The 13,711-nt window shown below is 69.4% G+C and carries 12 protein-coding genes; all 12 read left to right on the top strand.

Annotation, left to right across the window (positions count from 1 at the left end; genetic code table 11):
* Positions 1–12: 12 nt before the first annotated feature.
* The 12 genes from J3S20_RS20320 to J3S20_RS20265 all read left to right on the top strand — a co-directional run bounded on the left by J3S20_RS20320 (position 13) and on the right by J3S20_RS20265 (position 13,708).
* The gene (locus J3S20_RS20320) at positions 13–1,125 is read left to right on the top strand and encodes a N4-gp56 family major capsid protein (protein ID WP_216838346.1); all 1,113 of its coding nucleotides are present in this window, start codon (positions 13–15) and stop codon (positions 1,123–1,125) included.
* A 106-nt stretch (positions 1,126–1,231) separates the two neighbouring features.
* The gene (locus J3S20_RS20315; RefSeq protein ID WP_216838345.1) at positions 1,232–1,966 is read left to right on the top strand and encodes a hypothetical protein; all 735 of its coding nucleotides are present in this window, start codon (positions 1,232–1,234) and stop codon (positions 1,964–1,966) included.
* 63 nt (positions 1,967–2,029) lie between these two features.
* A complete protein-coding gene (locus tag J3S20_RS20310; RefSeq protein WP_216838344.1) occupies positions 2,030–2,563 on the top strand; it encodes a hypothetical protein in 534 nt (177 codons plus the stop codon).
* Between the two features lie 6 nt (positions 2,564–2,569).
* Positions 2,570–3,280: a phage adaptor protein gene (locus J3S20_RS20305; RefSeq protein ID WP_216838343.1), complete on the top strand. Its 711-nt coding sequence runs from the start codon at positions 2,570–2,572 to the stop codon at positions 3,278–3,280.
* Between the two features lie 11 nt (positions 3,281–3,291).
* Positions 3,292–5,016: a glycoside hydrolase family 55 protein gene (locus J3S20_RS20300; RefSeq protein WP_216838342.1), complete on the top strand. Its 1,725-nt coding sequence runs from the start codon at positions 3,292–3,294 to the stop codon at positions 5,014–5,016.
* Between the two features lie 21 nt (positions 5,017–5,037).
* Positions 5,038–7,119: a right-handed parallel beta-helix repeat-containing protein gene (locus tag J3S20_RS20295; RefSeq protein WP_216838341.1), complete on the top strand. Its 2,082-nt coding sequence runs from the start codon at positions 5,038–5,040 to the stop codon at positions 7,117–7,119.
* 15 nt (positions 7,120–7,134) lie between these two features.
* Positions 7,135–7,788 carry a structural protein gene (locus J3S20_RS20290; protein WP_216838340.1) on the top strand — a complete coding sequence of 218 codons (654 nt, stop codon included), beginning with the start codon at positions 7,135–7,137 and terminating at the stop codon, positions 7,786–7,788.
* A gap of 44 nt (positions 7,789–7,832) precedes the next feature.
* Positions 7,833–9,239: a hypothetical protein gene (locus J3S20_RS20285; RefSeq protein WP_216838339.1), complete on the top strand. Its 1,407-nt coding sequence runs from the start codon at positions 7,833–7,835 to the stop codon at positions 9,237–9,239.
* Positions 9,233–9,550 (top strand): hypothetical protein, encoded by a 318-nt coding sequence (locus J3S20_RS20280; protein ID WP_216838338.1) that lies wholly within the window; start codon positions 9,233–9,235, stop codon positions 9,548–9,550. Before J3S20_RS20285 ends, J3S20_RS20280 begins: the two co-directional genes overlap by 7 nt.
* A gap of 12 nt (positions 9,551–9,562) precedes the next feature.
* Entirely contained in the window at positions 9,563–11,272 is a 1,710-nt protein-coding gene (locus tag J3S20_RS20275; protein ID WP_216838337.1) for a hypothetical protein, read from the top strand.
* 22 nt (positions 11,273–11,294) lie between these two features.
* The gene (locus tag J3S20_RS20270; RefSeq protein WP_216838335.1) at positions 11,295–12,059 is read left to right on the top strand and encodes a hypothetical protein; all 765 of its coding nucleotides are present in this window, start codon (positions 11,295–11,297) and stop codon (positions 12,057–12,059) included.
* A 2-nt stretch (positions 12,060–12,061) separates the two neighbouring features.
* Positions 12,062–13,708 (top strand): hypothetical protein, encoded by a 1,647-nt coding sequence (locus J3S20_RS20265; RefSeq protein ID WP_216838333.1) that lies wholly within the window; start codon positions 12,062–12,064, stop codon positions 13,706–13,708.
* Positions 13,709–13,711 lie beyond the last annotated feature (3 nt).

Below are 13,711 nucleotides of genomic sequence, written 5' to 3'. Positions count from 1 at the left end.
TAGGAGGCCTCAATGGCCGCCACTGACTTCGGTGCCCTGAGCACCGCCAAGAAGCGCGTCTGGTCTTCCGAAATCTGGATGGCCGGCCGCGAGCAGAACTTCTGGTTCTCCAACGGTTTCATCGGCGACGGCACCGGCAGCGTGATCCAGCGCATCACGCAGCTGACCGAGACCGAGAAGGGCCGAACCTGCGTCATGTCGCTGGTGGGCGACATGGAAGGCGATGGTGTGGTCGGGGACAACCTGCTGGAGGGCAACGAGGAAAGCCTCTGGAACGATACCCTGACCATCACCATCGACCAGCTGCGGAACGGCACCCGGTCGAAGGGCAAGATGGCGGAGCAGGAGACGGTCATCCGCTTCCGCACCCAGTCCAAGGAGAAGCTGTCGTTCTGGCTCGCCGACAAGATCGACGAGCTGGCCTTCCTGACGATCTCCGGCATCCCCTACACGAAGAAGCTGGATGGCTCGACGCGCAACGCCTCGTCGCAGCTGCCCGGCCTGGCCTTCGCGGCGGATGTCGTGGCGCCCTCCAGCGGCCGCGTCCGCTATGCCGGCACGGCCACCAGCACCGCCTCGCTGACGGCCTCGGACAAGATCAACTGGAACCTGATCGTCACCACGGCGGCGTTTGCCAAGCGCAAGCTGGTGAAGCCGATCCGCTCCGGCGGCCGGGACTACTACGCCATGGTGCTCTCCACCGAGCAGATGCGCGACCTGAAGACCGACAACACCTACCAGACGCTGGTGTCGAAGGCCGCGCCGCGCGGCACCGATAACCCGCTGTTCAAGGGTGCGACGGCGGTGGTGGAGGGCGTGGTGCTCTACGACCACCAGAAGGTGGCGAACACGCTGGGCCTGACCTCCGGCGTCGACAAGTGGGGCGCCGGCTCCACCATCGACGGCGCCCAGGCGCTGCTGTTGGGCGCGCAGGCGCTCGGCTTCGCGCAGCTGGGCAACGTCGATTACGCCGAGTCCGATAACACGGACTACAAGAACCGCCCCGGCATCGGCATCGGCCGCATCATCGGCATGCTGAAGCCCAACTGGAAGTCGCTGATCGACAACCGCACCCGCCAGGATTTCGGCGTGGTGTCGCTGTTCACGGCCGCCTCCGCGGCCTGATCGCCGCCAACGCGGGCGGCGCCGGAAGGCCCGCCCGCTTCTCCCCTTCAATCCCGACGCAACCTCTTCGCGCCCCTGCGCGCGGGGGCAGCAGGAGCATGCACAGATGGCCGAGACTCAGTTCCATATCTACGAGGTGCAGCTGCAGGACAGCGCGAGCGGCACCACCATCGCCGTCGCCGGCGGCACGGTCTATGTGGCCACCGCCGACGACGCGGCGAAGGCCACGATCTACAACCCCGACACCAACCTGGCGATGGCGAACCCGCTGACGCCGACCCGCGGCAAGATCCGGTTCATGACCCTGGCGACCGTCGAGACGGTCGACCTGTATGGCATGGCGCCGGGCGGCCAGGCCTTCGTCCGGCGCGGCGTCGCGCCGGGCGCCGTCCAGGAAATCTACATCGACACCGGCCGCGCCGAGCAGACGCTGACGATCCCCTGGGCAACGTCCGATGTCGTCCATTCCGTCGAGCAGGACACCGGGTTCGACCTTCCGCGCAATGCGCTGGTCTCGCCCTTCGTCTCCCTGCTGGTGACGGCGATCGACGCCACGGAAGACATCGACGTGGGCCTGCTGTCCAGCGAGTCCGGTGGCGATGCCGATGGCTTCCTCGATGCGGCTTCGATCGCAACGCTCGGCACGGTTCGCGGGGCCCTGGCTGGCACCGACACTCTCGGCGCGCTGCTCAAGGAGGACACCAATGCGGGCAGCGTGCTCGTGCCGGCCTCCTATGTGGTCGGCGCCACCGCGCGGAGCGTCACCTACACGCTCTCGATGAACGCCGACACGGGGAAGGGCTTCATCAGCATCCCCTACCGGCTGGCGCTGGCGGCCTGATCCGCCGGGGGCGGCTTGATGCCGCCCCCGACCCCCCATCCTCCCAAAGACAGGACCATGTCCATGAGCGAGCAGACCCAAGTGATCTGGGCCGTGTGCGACCGCAACGCGACCCAGGGCCCGCGCGTCCATCAGGTTCCGAGCGGCCGCACCTATCCGCTGACCGCGGATATTGACAAGCCGACGCCGATGCTGCGCAGCGACGCGAGCATCTTCCTCCGCGATCCGGCCTTCATCGTCTTCGATGAGAACGGCAAGGAGCAGCGGTCCCTGCCGCAGCCGGAGGCGGCCCGCGAGCGCGTCGTCACCGATCTGCAGCAGGATGAATGCGTCGCCCGCTACGACGAGCTCACGCTGACGGCCCTGCGCGCGCGCGCGGCGCAGCGCCCCGGCGGCGCCAAGCTGGATGGCGCGCCGCGCGACCAGGTGCTGGAATTCCTGATCGGCGGCAACCCGGGCACCATCTCCGAGCGCGGCCGCCCCGCTGCCGGCGCGTCCGATGGCGAAAGCCTCATCGACGGCACTCTCGACGATGACGACGGGCAGACCGATGGTTTCGGCCTGCAGGACAAAGAGTCCGCGCTGGCCGGGCTGTAACTCGTCATGGCGCGAATTCTCGAAATCCGCGAGCTGTGCGAGCGCGCGCTGCGCAAGATCGGCTCCTACTCGATCAACGACAGCGGCGCCCGGCCTCGGGAAATGGAGGAGGCGCGCTTCTGGCTCGACATGGTGGTGGCCGCGGTCGCCGCCCGCCGGCGCATCTGGTGGCTGGTGCCAGCCACCGCGCCAATCCAGCTGACCGCCGGCCAGGCCTCCTACAACCTGACCGCGGTGCTGCCGCACGGGGCGCCCGTGAGCCATGTCGTCGCGGTTTACCTGGTGAACCTGGAGGACGGCAGCCGGGAGCAGGTCGACAATGTCCGACGCTCCGAATGGGAGGCGAGGGCGGCGGAGATTACCAGCGGCCCGCCGCAGATGGTCCATATCGACCGCCTGCCAGATCCCACGCTGCAGGTCTGGCCGACGCCGACCGCGCCGCTGACGCACCGCCTCGATGTGGTGGTGCAACGCTGCAGTCCCGACCTCACCCAGGGCGCCAGCACCGAGAAGCTGCTGGGCTTCCGCGAAGCCTGGAACCTCTACCTGGTCACGGCGCTGGCCGCGCAGCTTGCGAATGGGCCTGTGCGCAAGGCGCCGGCCGACGAAGTCCGTGACATGCAATTGGAGGCGGCGCGGCTGCTCTCCGACCTCGAAGCCTACGACGCGCACGAACAGGCCAATGAGCCGCGGCGCGTCGCATACAACGATTTCTGAGGGCTCGGCACATGGCATCTCCGCGCTACTCCATCCCCGACTTCGCGATCGAGAACACCTTCTACGCCGGCGCCACGGTCAGCATCTTCACGCTGGACGAGGATCTGAACCGGACCGAGACGCTGGCGGCGGTCTATGCGAACCCGGTCGGCGCCACGCTGCTTGCGAACCCCGTTGCTCTCGATAGCCGCGGCCGGTGGCCGCAGCCGGTCTATGTTGGGGAGCCGGTCATCATGGTGATCGAGCGCGATGACGAGGTCAGCGAGACGGGCGTGGTCAGCCAAGCCAATCGCTGGCGCGGTATCTGGCAGGCCGGGACGCTCTACTTCCCCGGCGAGCGCCTGCGAGACCCGGTCTTCCCACGGACCATGGTGGTCAACGCAGGCCACACCAGCAGCACCTTCATGACGGACCTGGCGGCCGGTCTGCTGAGCGAGGAGATGAACCTCGCCCAGGAAACGGTGGTCATGTATGGCGCCAAGGGCGACGGTTCGACCAACGACAGCGCCGCCATCCTCGCGATGCAGGCAGCGGTCGGCTACATCACCTTCCCCAGTGGCACCTTCCGCATCAGCACGGCTCTCACCGTGACGGTGCCGATGTATTTCATGCCCGGAGCGCAGCTGCTGATCGACAGCGGCATCTTGGTGATGCTGCGCGGGCGCCACGTTTTCGCGGATCGCGTGCCGATCTTCACGGGTAGCGGCACCGTGAAGTTCCAGGGCAACGATGACGACGCCAGCGGCGCCACGATCTACCCGGAATGGTGGGGCCGCTTCCCCCGCAGTGGCAACTGCGCCGGCATCATCCAGAAGATGAGCGACGCATGCTCGCTGCTGACCGAATGGCACGCGACGTTCCTTGGCGGTGTGTATCGCCTGGACAACGGCGTGACCTTCGGGCGCGGCGCCTTCATTGAAGGGCTGGGGCAGACGCGCCGCACGGTGTTCGTCGTCAACTTCGCCTCCGGCGATGTGATGCACTTCACCGATACGGCGGCGCGCATCGAGGGCATCCAGTTCGAACAGACGATGGATCGCACCAGCGGCGCCAATGTCCGGTTTGACGGCGCGGACAGCATCCTGCGCGACGTGAACACGGGCGGGTGGGTCGGCGTGGCCGTCAACGCCAATGGCTGCCTGATCGAGGGGCTCGTTCGGATCGGCTCTGGCACCACCAGCGGCCCGCTGCTGACCAATACAGGTCAGGGCACGACCATCATCAACATGCGCGCGGCGCTGAATGCGGCGGCCATGGTTGCCGTGCAGTTGCTGGCCGGCTCTGCTTTCGTGGAGATCGACGGGTTGGTCACCACGGGTTCGGCCGCGTATGCCGTTGATGTGCAGGCCACGGGCTTCATCCCAAGCTGCGTCTTCCGGCGCATCCGCTGCCGCAACAACACCCGGGCGGGCGTCAACATCGAGTGCAGCGGCAGCGGCAGCTTCCAGAATTTCATCATCGACGGCGTTCAGATGGGGCCCGGGACGGTGACGGGCAGCGCCAGCGTGCGCCTGGTCAATAACAGCTCGAGCAATCTGTTCGGTGGGACCATCTCGAACATCAATCCGCGCGGCGGCGAGCACGGCATCTACGCCGAGCGAAACACTACCGGGGCGCTGAACCAGATCGTGGTCAGCAACAGCATCCTCACCGGCGCGGCCACTGCGGTGACGGAGACCGGGACGGAAGCCGCGGGCATCAGCATCACGCTGGACAGCGAGACGGTTCTGACCTGATCGGCGGCAAAGGAACAGCACATGGCCTATCAGCGGATCGGCGACTTCGACCTCTGGCGCGCCGGCTACGGCGGCGCGGTGGTCGAGGTGTTCCAGGCCGGCACTACCACGCTCGCCTCCTTGTTTTCGGACCCGGCGCTAACGCTGCCCGTGGCGAACCCGCAGACGCTCGCGTCGCGCTCCGAAACCGATGGCACGTCCTATGGGCGGTTCGCGCAGCCGGTCTATGTCGGGGTGCCCTACCAGCTGCGAATCAATCAGGGCGAGCAGACAGCGGTTGAGCAGCTTCCGCTGACCTCGCTGGTCGGCGCCAATGCCAGCGCGGCGACCGCCGCGGCGACGCGCGGTGGCGTCTCGCGCACCCTGGCGCAGCATTTCGACGTGGAGGTGCGGACGGAGAATTTCGGCACCTTCGGCACCAGCGCCGCCGCCAACCAGTCGATCCTCGATGCGGCCATTGGCGCCGCCGCCGCGCAGGGTGGCGGTTCCGTCCTCCTGCCGCCCGGCGACTTGCCATTCCTGTCCTGGACTTTGCCGCAGGGAGTCGTCCTTGTGGGCAGGGGGCGGGACAGCACGGTTCTGCGAAGCGATCAGACCACGGCGGTCTGCACCATCGGCGGCGACCGTGCCGGACTGCGCGACCTGAAGCTGGACGGCGTCAATGCGAATACCGGCAGCTTCGGCGTTCTCTCCATCGGCCAGAACGACTTGATCCTCGACAACGTCGCGATCGACCGCTTCGCCACGGGCATAGCGATGCGCGGCGGTGACCGGGCGCGGTTCATCCGCCTGCATGTCTTCCTCTGCGCCGTGGGCGTCGATATCCGCGGCGACCGTGACGCGCTCCTGAGCAACACCGGCGGGCCGATCTTCGACCTGCTGTGGGATCAGGGCGTCATCTCCAGCTGCACGAGCGAGGGCATCCGGTTGAGCTTCGAGGACGATCCGGTGAACCGGGTCGAGATCCGCGGTGTCCAGTTCCGACTCAATTCGACCGGCGTGTTCGTGAATGGCGCGCGGGACGTGCTGCTGCATCGCTGCGTGTTCTTCGACAACGACATCCACCTTGCGGTGCAGGACGACTCGGACCTGTCGCGGGAGGACGAGAACACGGTGCAGCAGCTGACGGTGCAGCATTCCCGGGTCGACGACGGGCAGCTGACCTTCAATGGGCTGTGCGAGGATGTGCGCTTCGAGCGCACCGAGTTCGTGAACGCCTCCTTCGTGCTCTCGGTTCCGACCTTCCCCATCCTGCTGGTCGATTGCACCGAGGACGCGGATACGACCTCGACCGGCGCGATCGCGCGGCTCATGCGGGACTCGTCCTTCAAGCGAGGGGAGTTCCCTGGCGTCACGACCGATAACGCCTATACGACCGCCTGGTCGAGGGAGTTGGAGCCGGGCGAGGTGATCCGGGTGCGGTCGCGCATCCTGGGGAGGCAGCGGGACGGCGGGAATTGGGGCTCGGGCGAAGTGGTCGCCACCTACTCGCGGCCGGGCTCGGCTCTGCCTTACGACCTGGCGAGCGCCACGCCAGTGGTCGGCACCATCGTGACCGGCAACACATCCGGCGCCGTCGCCCGTGTCGCCGGCGTTACAGGCGCCACCTCCGGCACCCTCTCACTACGCGACATTGCGGGGGCCTTCATCAACGGCGAGGGGCTGACCTTCTCCGACGCAAAGACGGCGACCGCGACATCCACTCTCACCCCGCAGGCGGTCGATCTGCGCGACGCCACGACGCTGAACTATGACAGCGCCAGCGTGACTCCTGCGACCTTCACCTTCGTCTTCGGCGTGACCTCCGGCGCAAGCGCGCTGATGGTCAGCACCACCGGCACCACGGCCGGCACGATGACGCTGGTGAACCTGGATAAGCTGTTTATCGACAACGAGAATCTTGTATTCTCCAACGGCACGACGGCAGTGGCGGATGGCAATGTCCTGGCCGCTGATTGGTATGTCATCCCGCCGGAGAACAAGACCGACCTCGCATGGGGCTGGCGCGCCGCCGTCGCCGGCAGCTCGGCCCTGATCCAGGTTCGCGGCAACACCAGCCAGATCGTGGAATGGGTCGTCGAAACCGACGTCATGCGACCGTAAGAAGGAACCCGACAGATGGCGAAGAACGATCCGAAGACCAGCCGCGGCTACCGGAACAAGAACCCCGGCAACATCGACTTCAACCCGGCGAACAAGTGGCAGGGCCAGGTGGGGCGCGAGACGACCGGGAGCCCCCCGCGCTTCGCCGTGTTCGAGACGCACGAGCATGGCATCCGCGCCCTGGCGATGCTGCTGACCACCTACCAGGACCGCCATGGCCTTCGGACGGTGGCTGGCATCATCAACCGCTGGGCCCCGCCGGTGGAGAACCAGACCAGCGCCTACGCCGTGGCGGTCTCCCGCGCGCTGGGCAACGCGCCCACCGACCAGATCGACCTGCATGATTACGAGACCATGCGGAAGCTGGTGGAGGCCATCATCCGCCACGAGCTCGGCGGCAATCCCTACGACGCCGCGACCATCGCCGCGGGGCTTAAGCTGGCCGGCCTCAGCCCGCCCGCCCTTGCCTCCGGCACGGTCAAGGCGGCGGCCAGCGTAGGCGCTGCGGGCGTGGCCGCGGTGGCCGTGGTGGGGCCGGTGCTGGAGGCGGTCGGGGAGGCCCTGCCGGACCTAGCGCCGCTGGCCGAGCATTCGCCGGCGGTGGGCACCACGCTCGTGGTGCTGACCGCGATCTATAACGTGTGGCGGCGCCTCCGGCGGCCGGCATGACGGCAAAGACCGGCGATCGGCTCCCCCGGCGGAGGGCGCGCTGAATGGCACAGTGGGCCGATATCCCGTTCAAGGACGCCCTTTTCGCCAATGCCGACGAAAGCATCCTGCGCAGGGCGCCGGCCGCGGCCGAGAACGTCTATGCCAACCAGGCGGAGGGCTTCTCGCGCTTCCCCGGCCTGCGCAGCCTGCTGGCACTGCCCAACGAAGGCCGGATCTACCTCCATGAGTGGCGCGATGACCTGATCGCCGCCACCGAGCGCGGGCGCGTCTATCGCATCGGCAAGGATCTCTCGGTCGCCGATGTGACGGGTGTGCCCCTGGTGGGGGGCAAGCGGCCTGTCTTCGCCGCGACGGAGGAGCAACTGGTCATCGCGACGGGCGGCCCGCTGGTCAGCCTCTCCACCGACCGGACGGAGCGGCTTTCCGACGAGGCGCCGGAAAGCACGCATGTCGCTTTCGTCGACGGCTACCTGATCGCGATCGAGCAGAACAGCGGCCGGTTCCGCTTCTCGGACCCGGGCAGCTATCGCGTTTGGAACGAGCTGTCCGTCTTCAGCGCCGATGGCAAGCCGGACAACCTGGTGGCGGTGGCCGTCACGCCTTATCGCGAGCTGCTTCTCTGCGGCCCGGAGAGCATCGAGCAGTTTGAGCGGCTGTCCAACGGCGCCCGCCCCTTCGCGCGGCGGTGGTCGACGGGCGAGGGCCTGGCGCACCCCTACACGCTGGTGACCGACTTGGCCGGCACCTATGGTGTGAATGAGCGGTCGGAGATGACCCGCTTCAACGCGCAGGTGTCCCGCGAGCAGTCCCGCGCGATCGCTTTGGCGCTGGAGGAGGTCGAGGACTGGACCGACGCCTGGGCGGCCAGCATCGCCATCAAGGGCCAGCGCATGGTGCTGCTGCAGGCGCCCAGGGCGGTCAGCGAGGCGCACGGCGCCACCGGCGTCACCTTCCTCCTGGATTACCGCGCCAGCAAATGGTCGTTCCTGTGGGGCTGGGACAGCCAGAACGGCCGGCCGGATCGCTGGCCGGGCTGGTCGATCGCCAGCGCCTGGGGCCGCACCTTCGTCGGCGTGGAGGATGGCATCGCCGAGGCGCGGGCGGACGAATATTCGGTCCTGGGCAAGCCGATGCGGGCGCTGTGGCGGTCGGCGCACATCGACTCCTTCGGCCCATCGCGGATGGACGATCTGCGGATCCGGCTGAAGCGGGCCGTTGGCGGCTACCAGGGGCGGGAGCCGCAGATGATGGTCCGGGTCAACCGGGACAACGGCAAGTGGTCAGACTGGGTCTTCCGCGGCTTGGGCGCGCCGGGCGACACCCGCATGGTCGTGGACTTCGGCGGCTTCGGCTGGGCGCACAGCTGGCAACTCGAAGTGGCGATCACCGACGCGGTGCCGGTGGAGTTCGTCTCCGCGCAGGCGCGGATGGAGCGCGGGTCATGGTAGCCGAAGCTGGCAACACCCTCCTCGCACCGCCGCGCCGCACCGGCGATACGACGACGGATCTCGGCGCCATCATCGACTGGCTCGCGGACCTGTTCCGGACGCTGTCGCTGGAGGCCAATGTCATCGGCACATCGGCCACGCATACCGATCAGATCGCTGACCTGGAGGCGCGCCTTGCAGCCGCAGAGGAGCGGCTCGCTGCGATCGCTGGCCTGGCGTCGATGGTGGGGCCGATCGTTGATCCCTACCAGCCCCAGCAGCTCGCCGACGCCTACGACAAGCTCAACGCGATCATCAACGCAGCGAAATAGAGGGCACCCATCATGGCAACCCGCTCCGGCCTGGCTTCCATCTCGACGCGAAACCGCCCCGCTTACCAGACGGCCACGCGCCGGAGCGGCGGGGTGACGTTCAACTATCCCGGCTTCGGCCGCGATCCCGAGGCCGCGGGCGCGGTGCCGGTGGCGAATGCGCCGAGCGCCCCCACGACCACGGCGCCGCAGGCGGTCTCGCCCGCTTCCACGATTCGCCCGGAGTCCGACGAGGATATCGACCGGCGGGCGGCCGACTTTGGGGGGGCCAATGGTGCCCCGTCCACCGAGAACAACGTGGTGTCGCCGGACCAGAGCCTGACCGGCGTAATAGGCTCGATCGCCAACGCCGCCAGCGCGCTGAACCCCTTCGGCGCCTTCACCGCGCTGGCGCTCTCGGACCTCATGGGCATGCCGCCCACCCTGAGCCTGACGCAGGTGGCCCGGGGCGCCCTGGGCGAAAGCCTGGCCGAGCCGACGCCGGAGAACGTCAGCACCGAAGATGACGGAACGAGTGGTGGGGCCAAGGCCGATACCACCTCGAACGTCACCCCGGACAATCCCCTGACCGCGGAAACCGCGCCGGATGCGGTCGCGGCGGATGAGGGCGGCACGGGGCCTGATGGCGGCAGCAAGAGCGACACCGCGGGCACGGGCAACTTCGGCCCGGACGGGTCAGGCGGCGACGCCGAAGGTGGCACCGGCCCGGACGGCGGAGACAAGGGTGATACCGCGGGCACGGGCAACTCCGGCCCCGATGGTTCCGGCAGCGACCCGGGTGGCGATAACGCGGGAACCGATTCCGGCGGTGGAGGCTACGGCGCAAGCGACAGCTCCGCCGATGGCGGGTATGGCGGCGAGAGTCAGTTCATGAAGGGCGGCTACACCGGCGCCGGCGACGACGGCATCGTGCAGCCGGACCGGCCCGCCGGCACGGTCCATGAGGGCGAGATCGTCATCCCCCACCACATGGTCCAGCAGGGCCACGGCCTCGATGCGCTCTCGAAGATCCGCGCCGGTGGCGCGGGCCAAGCCAGCGCGCGGGGCGGTCTGCCGGGGGTGAACACGAACGGCATGATGATGGACCCGGTGACGAGCGCGGGCCCGAATGAAGTCGCGCCGTTCCACACGCCGATGGGCGGGCGTGGCGCGCCGCAGAGCGCGCCGGCGCCCATGTCGAACATGCAGGCGGAAAACACCATGGACGACGCCTTCGGCGGCTCCTTCGGCAACGAGGGCATGGGCGCCGCAGGCAGCCTCGCCGATTACGACCCGGATGGGATGGGCATGGACGGCGCGCCGCCGCCTGGCGACGCCGAGGTCGCCTCCATGACATCGGTTGCGCAGCAGGACGAATACGCCTTCGGCGCAGGCATGGGCGGCGGCGGCAACGTCGATGGAGACTCCTACCTGGGCGAGGATCATCCCTACGCATCCGTCCAGCGGGGCAGCGATCCCTTCACCCCGGCCGACGAAAGCCAGGGCGTGAACGCCGATGCCGCGGCAATGCGCCTGGCCTCGCTTCCGCCGGTGGCGCAGCAGGCGATGATGATGGCGATTGGCTCCGACCCCATGGTGGCGTCCGCGCTGCTGGAGGTGCTGGGGCCGCAGTTCCAGAAGATGATTTCCGGCGCGCTGAAGGCTTCGGTTCCGCCCCAGATGGGCGCTGCTGGTGCTATGGGTGGCATGGGCGCTGCGCCGCCGCCCGGCATGATGGGCTGATAGGGGCAAGGGGGCACAACCGATGGACTTGGGCAGCCTTTTCCAGATTGCTTCGCCGCTCATCCAGGCAGGGACTGCGCTCTTTGGCGCGAGCCAGGCGAGCAGCGCCAACCGCGATGCAGCCGACACGGCGGCCGCGGGACAGCTCGCCGCGACCGAGGCACAGATCGCCGCCAACAAGGAGGCGCGCGGAGAATTCCGCGCCGCCGCTGACCGCGGCATCGCAGCCATCCGCTCGGGCACCCAGGGCTATGCCGACACGATCGCGCCGCTGACGCAGGCGCGACCGGTTGGGCTGACAACCTATCGGGGCCTGACGTCTGCACAGCAGATCGCGCGGGACGACCTGCGCCGGAATGGAATGGCGACGCTGGCCGCCTCCGGCTTGCGCGGTTCGGCGGCGGGCATCCGCGCAGTCCAGGACAGCGATCGCCGCTTCGTCGCCAGCGCGGCCGACGCGCACGACCAGGATATGCGCGGCGAGCTCCGGCGCGCGCAGGGCAATGCCGATAGCGCCGTGCGCGGCCTGGCCTCGGTGCGCGCGCAGGAAGGCGGGGCGATCGCCAATACCGAGATCGGCCAGGGCAACCAGATTGCCCAGAGCCTTGCCGCGGATGGCTCCGCGCAGGCGAACGGGCTGACGCAGGCGGCCAATACCCAGGCGCAGGCAACCACGGCGAACGGCAGCCTGTGGGGCGAGGCCATCGGCGGCATTGGCAGCGTCATCGCGGACAGCATGAAGTCGGCGAACACCGAGAAATACCGCACGACCCAGGGGAGCATCTGAGCATGTCCGGCTCGCTGGGCTTCATCCGCTCCAACCCGGCGCTGGCCGGCTACGACGCCATGAGCGCGCGTATCGCGCAGGGCCGGCAGCGCGACCAGGCGCAGGCGACCGATGCTGCCATCCGCGCCGGCATCATGGATATGACCGCCGGAAGCCGGCCGGAGCCTGCTGCCCCGGAACCCGCTCCGGCGGCGCCCGCTCCCGCAGCCGGTCCAGGCCTCGCAAGCGTGCGGGCCAGCGGCGGCGCGCCGGCGGCATCCTCGGACGAGGGCTTCACGGCCTATCGCAACCCCGCGTTCCCGGCCCCCACCTACCGCGATCCCAGCGCGGTGCAGGCACGCGACGCGCTGCTGGACGCCCCGCCGGAGGTGCTGGCCGCCGACAGCGCGCGCCGCACCGCGGCGGTTGGACAGCCGCTCTACAACCCGGCCACCGTCCGCGCCGACGCCCCGATGCCCAACTGGGACGCGGGCCTGCCGCCGCCGTCCGGCCGCATCAACCAGGACGTTGGCGGCGGCACGCCGGGCGCCGCGCCCCCGCAGCCGCAGCCGGCGCAGCCGGCACGCGATCCCCGCAACCCCTACGCTCCCATCTTGGCGCGCCTCGCGGGCACGCCTGGCGGCGGGGCGACCGCCCTGGGCCTCCTCCAGCGCGGGGAGACCGACAATCGACTGCGCGACATCGCCAGCACCCGCGCGGCGGGCCAGGCCACAGCCGCCCAGACGCGCTCGCGCCAGGCCACCGAGCGCAACATCCTGATGGCGATCGGCCGCGGCGAGGTGGACCTCGCCCGCCAGTTCGCGGCGCAGATCGGCATGGAGCTCCCGGCGAATATCACGGGCGCGGATGAGCAAAGCCGGCGCCGCTTCGCAGCGGGCAGCCTGCTGGCGCAGCGGCATTACGGCGGCGACCCGCAGCAAGCGCAGTCCTTCCTGACCACCTACCTTCAGACCGGGAACGCGCTGGCGGCGCTGCAGGCGGCCGGCACGCCGCGCGGGGCCGGCGCCAACTGGCGCCCGATGTGGATCCAGCGGGACGAGCAGGAGGTGCTGGCCTTCTTCAACCCGCGCACCCGGCAGATCGAGGTGGCGGGCCAGCCCGCCGCGCCAGGCGCCCCGACTTCGGGGGGCGACAATCCCCAGACCGCCGCCCAGCCCTCGCAGCCGCCCGCCGGCCCGGTCACGCGCTCACCGCCGCGCAGCGGCAGCCAGGCGCGGCCCGCCGCGATGGAGACCCGCCGGCAGATGCTGGTGGCCGCCGGCGTGCCGCCGCAGGAGGCGGCGCTGATCGCCTCCGGCTACCAGGTGACGCCGGCCCAGCGCACGCGGGCCTTCCAGGCGTTCCGCACCGCGGCGGAGCGGGACGTGCTTGAGAGCGACCCGGTGCGCCGCGAGGCGGAGATCCGGCGCCGCGTCGACGCGGCCATGGCGGCGCTGGACGAGGAGATCGGCAATGGCCGCCAGCCAGCCGCCTCCGGCGCCCAGCCTCCGCCGCCGCAGGCGCCCGTCGACGGGCGGGGCGCCGCTCCTCCTCCGCCTCTGCGCCGCCCGCCGACAGTGCCGCCCGGCTCGCAGTGGAGCCCGTCTCGCCGCCAGTTTCGCGCGCCAGACGGCAGGATCTTCAACGAAGACGGCTCGCCCGCGGCCTGATGG

Origin of the sequence: Falsiroseomonas tokyonensis, assembly GCF_019024325.1 — a bacterium.
GTDB lineage: Bacteria > Pseudomonadota > Alphaproteobacteria > Acetobacterales > Acetobacteraceae > Falsiroseomonas > Falsiroseomonas tokyonensis.
Note: the sequence above shows the minus strand (reverse complement) of the source record. Positions and strands in the feature narration are given on the sequence as shown.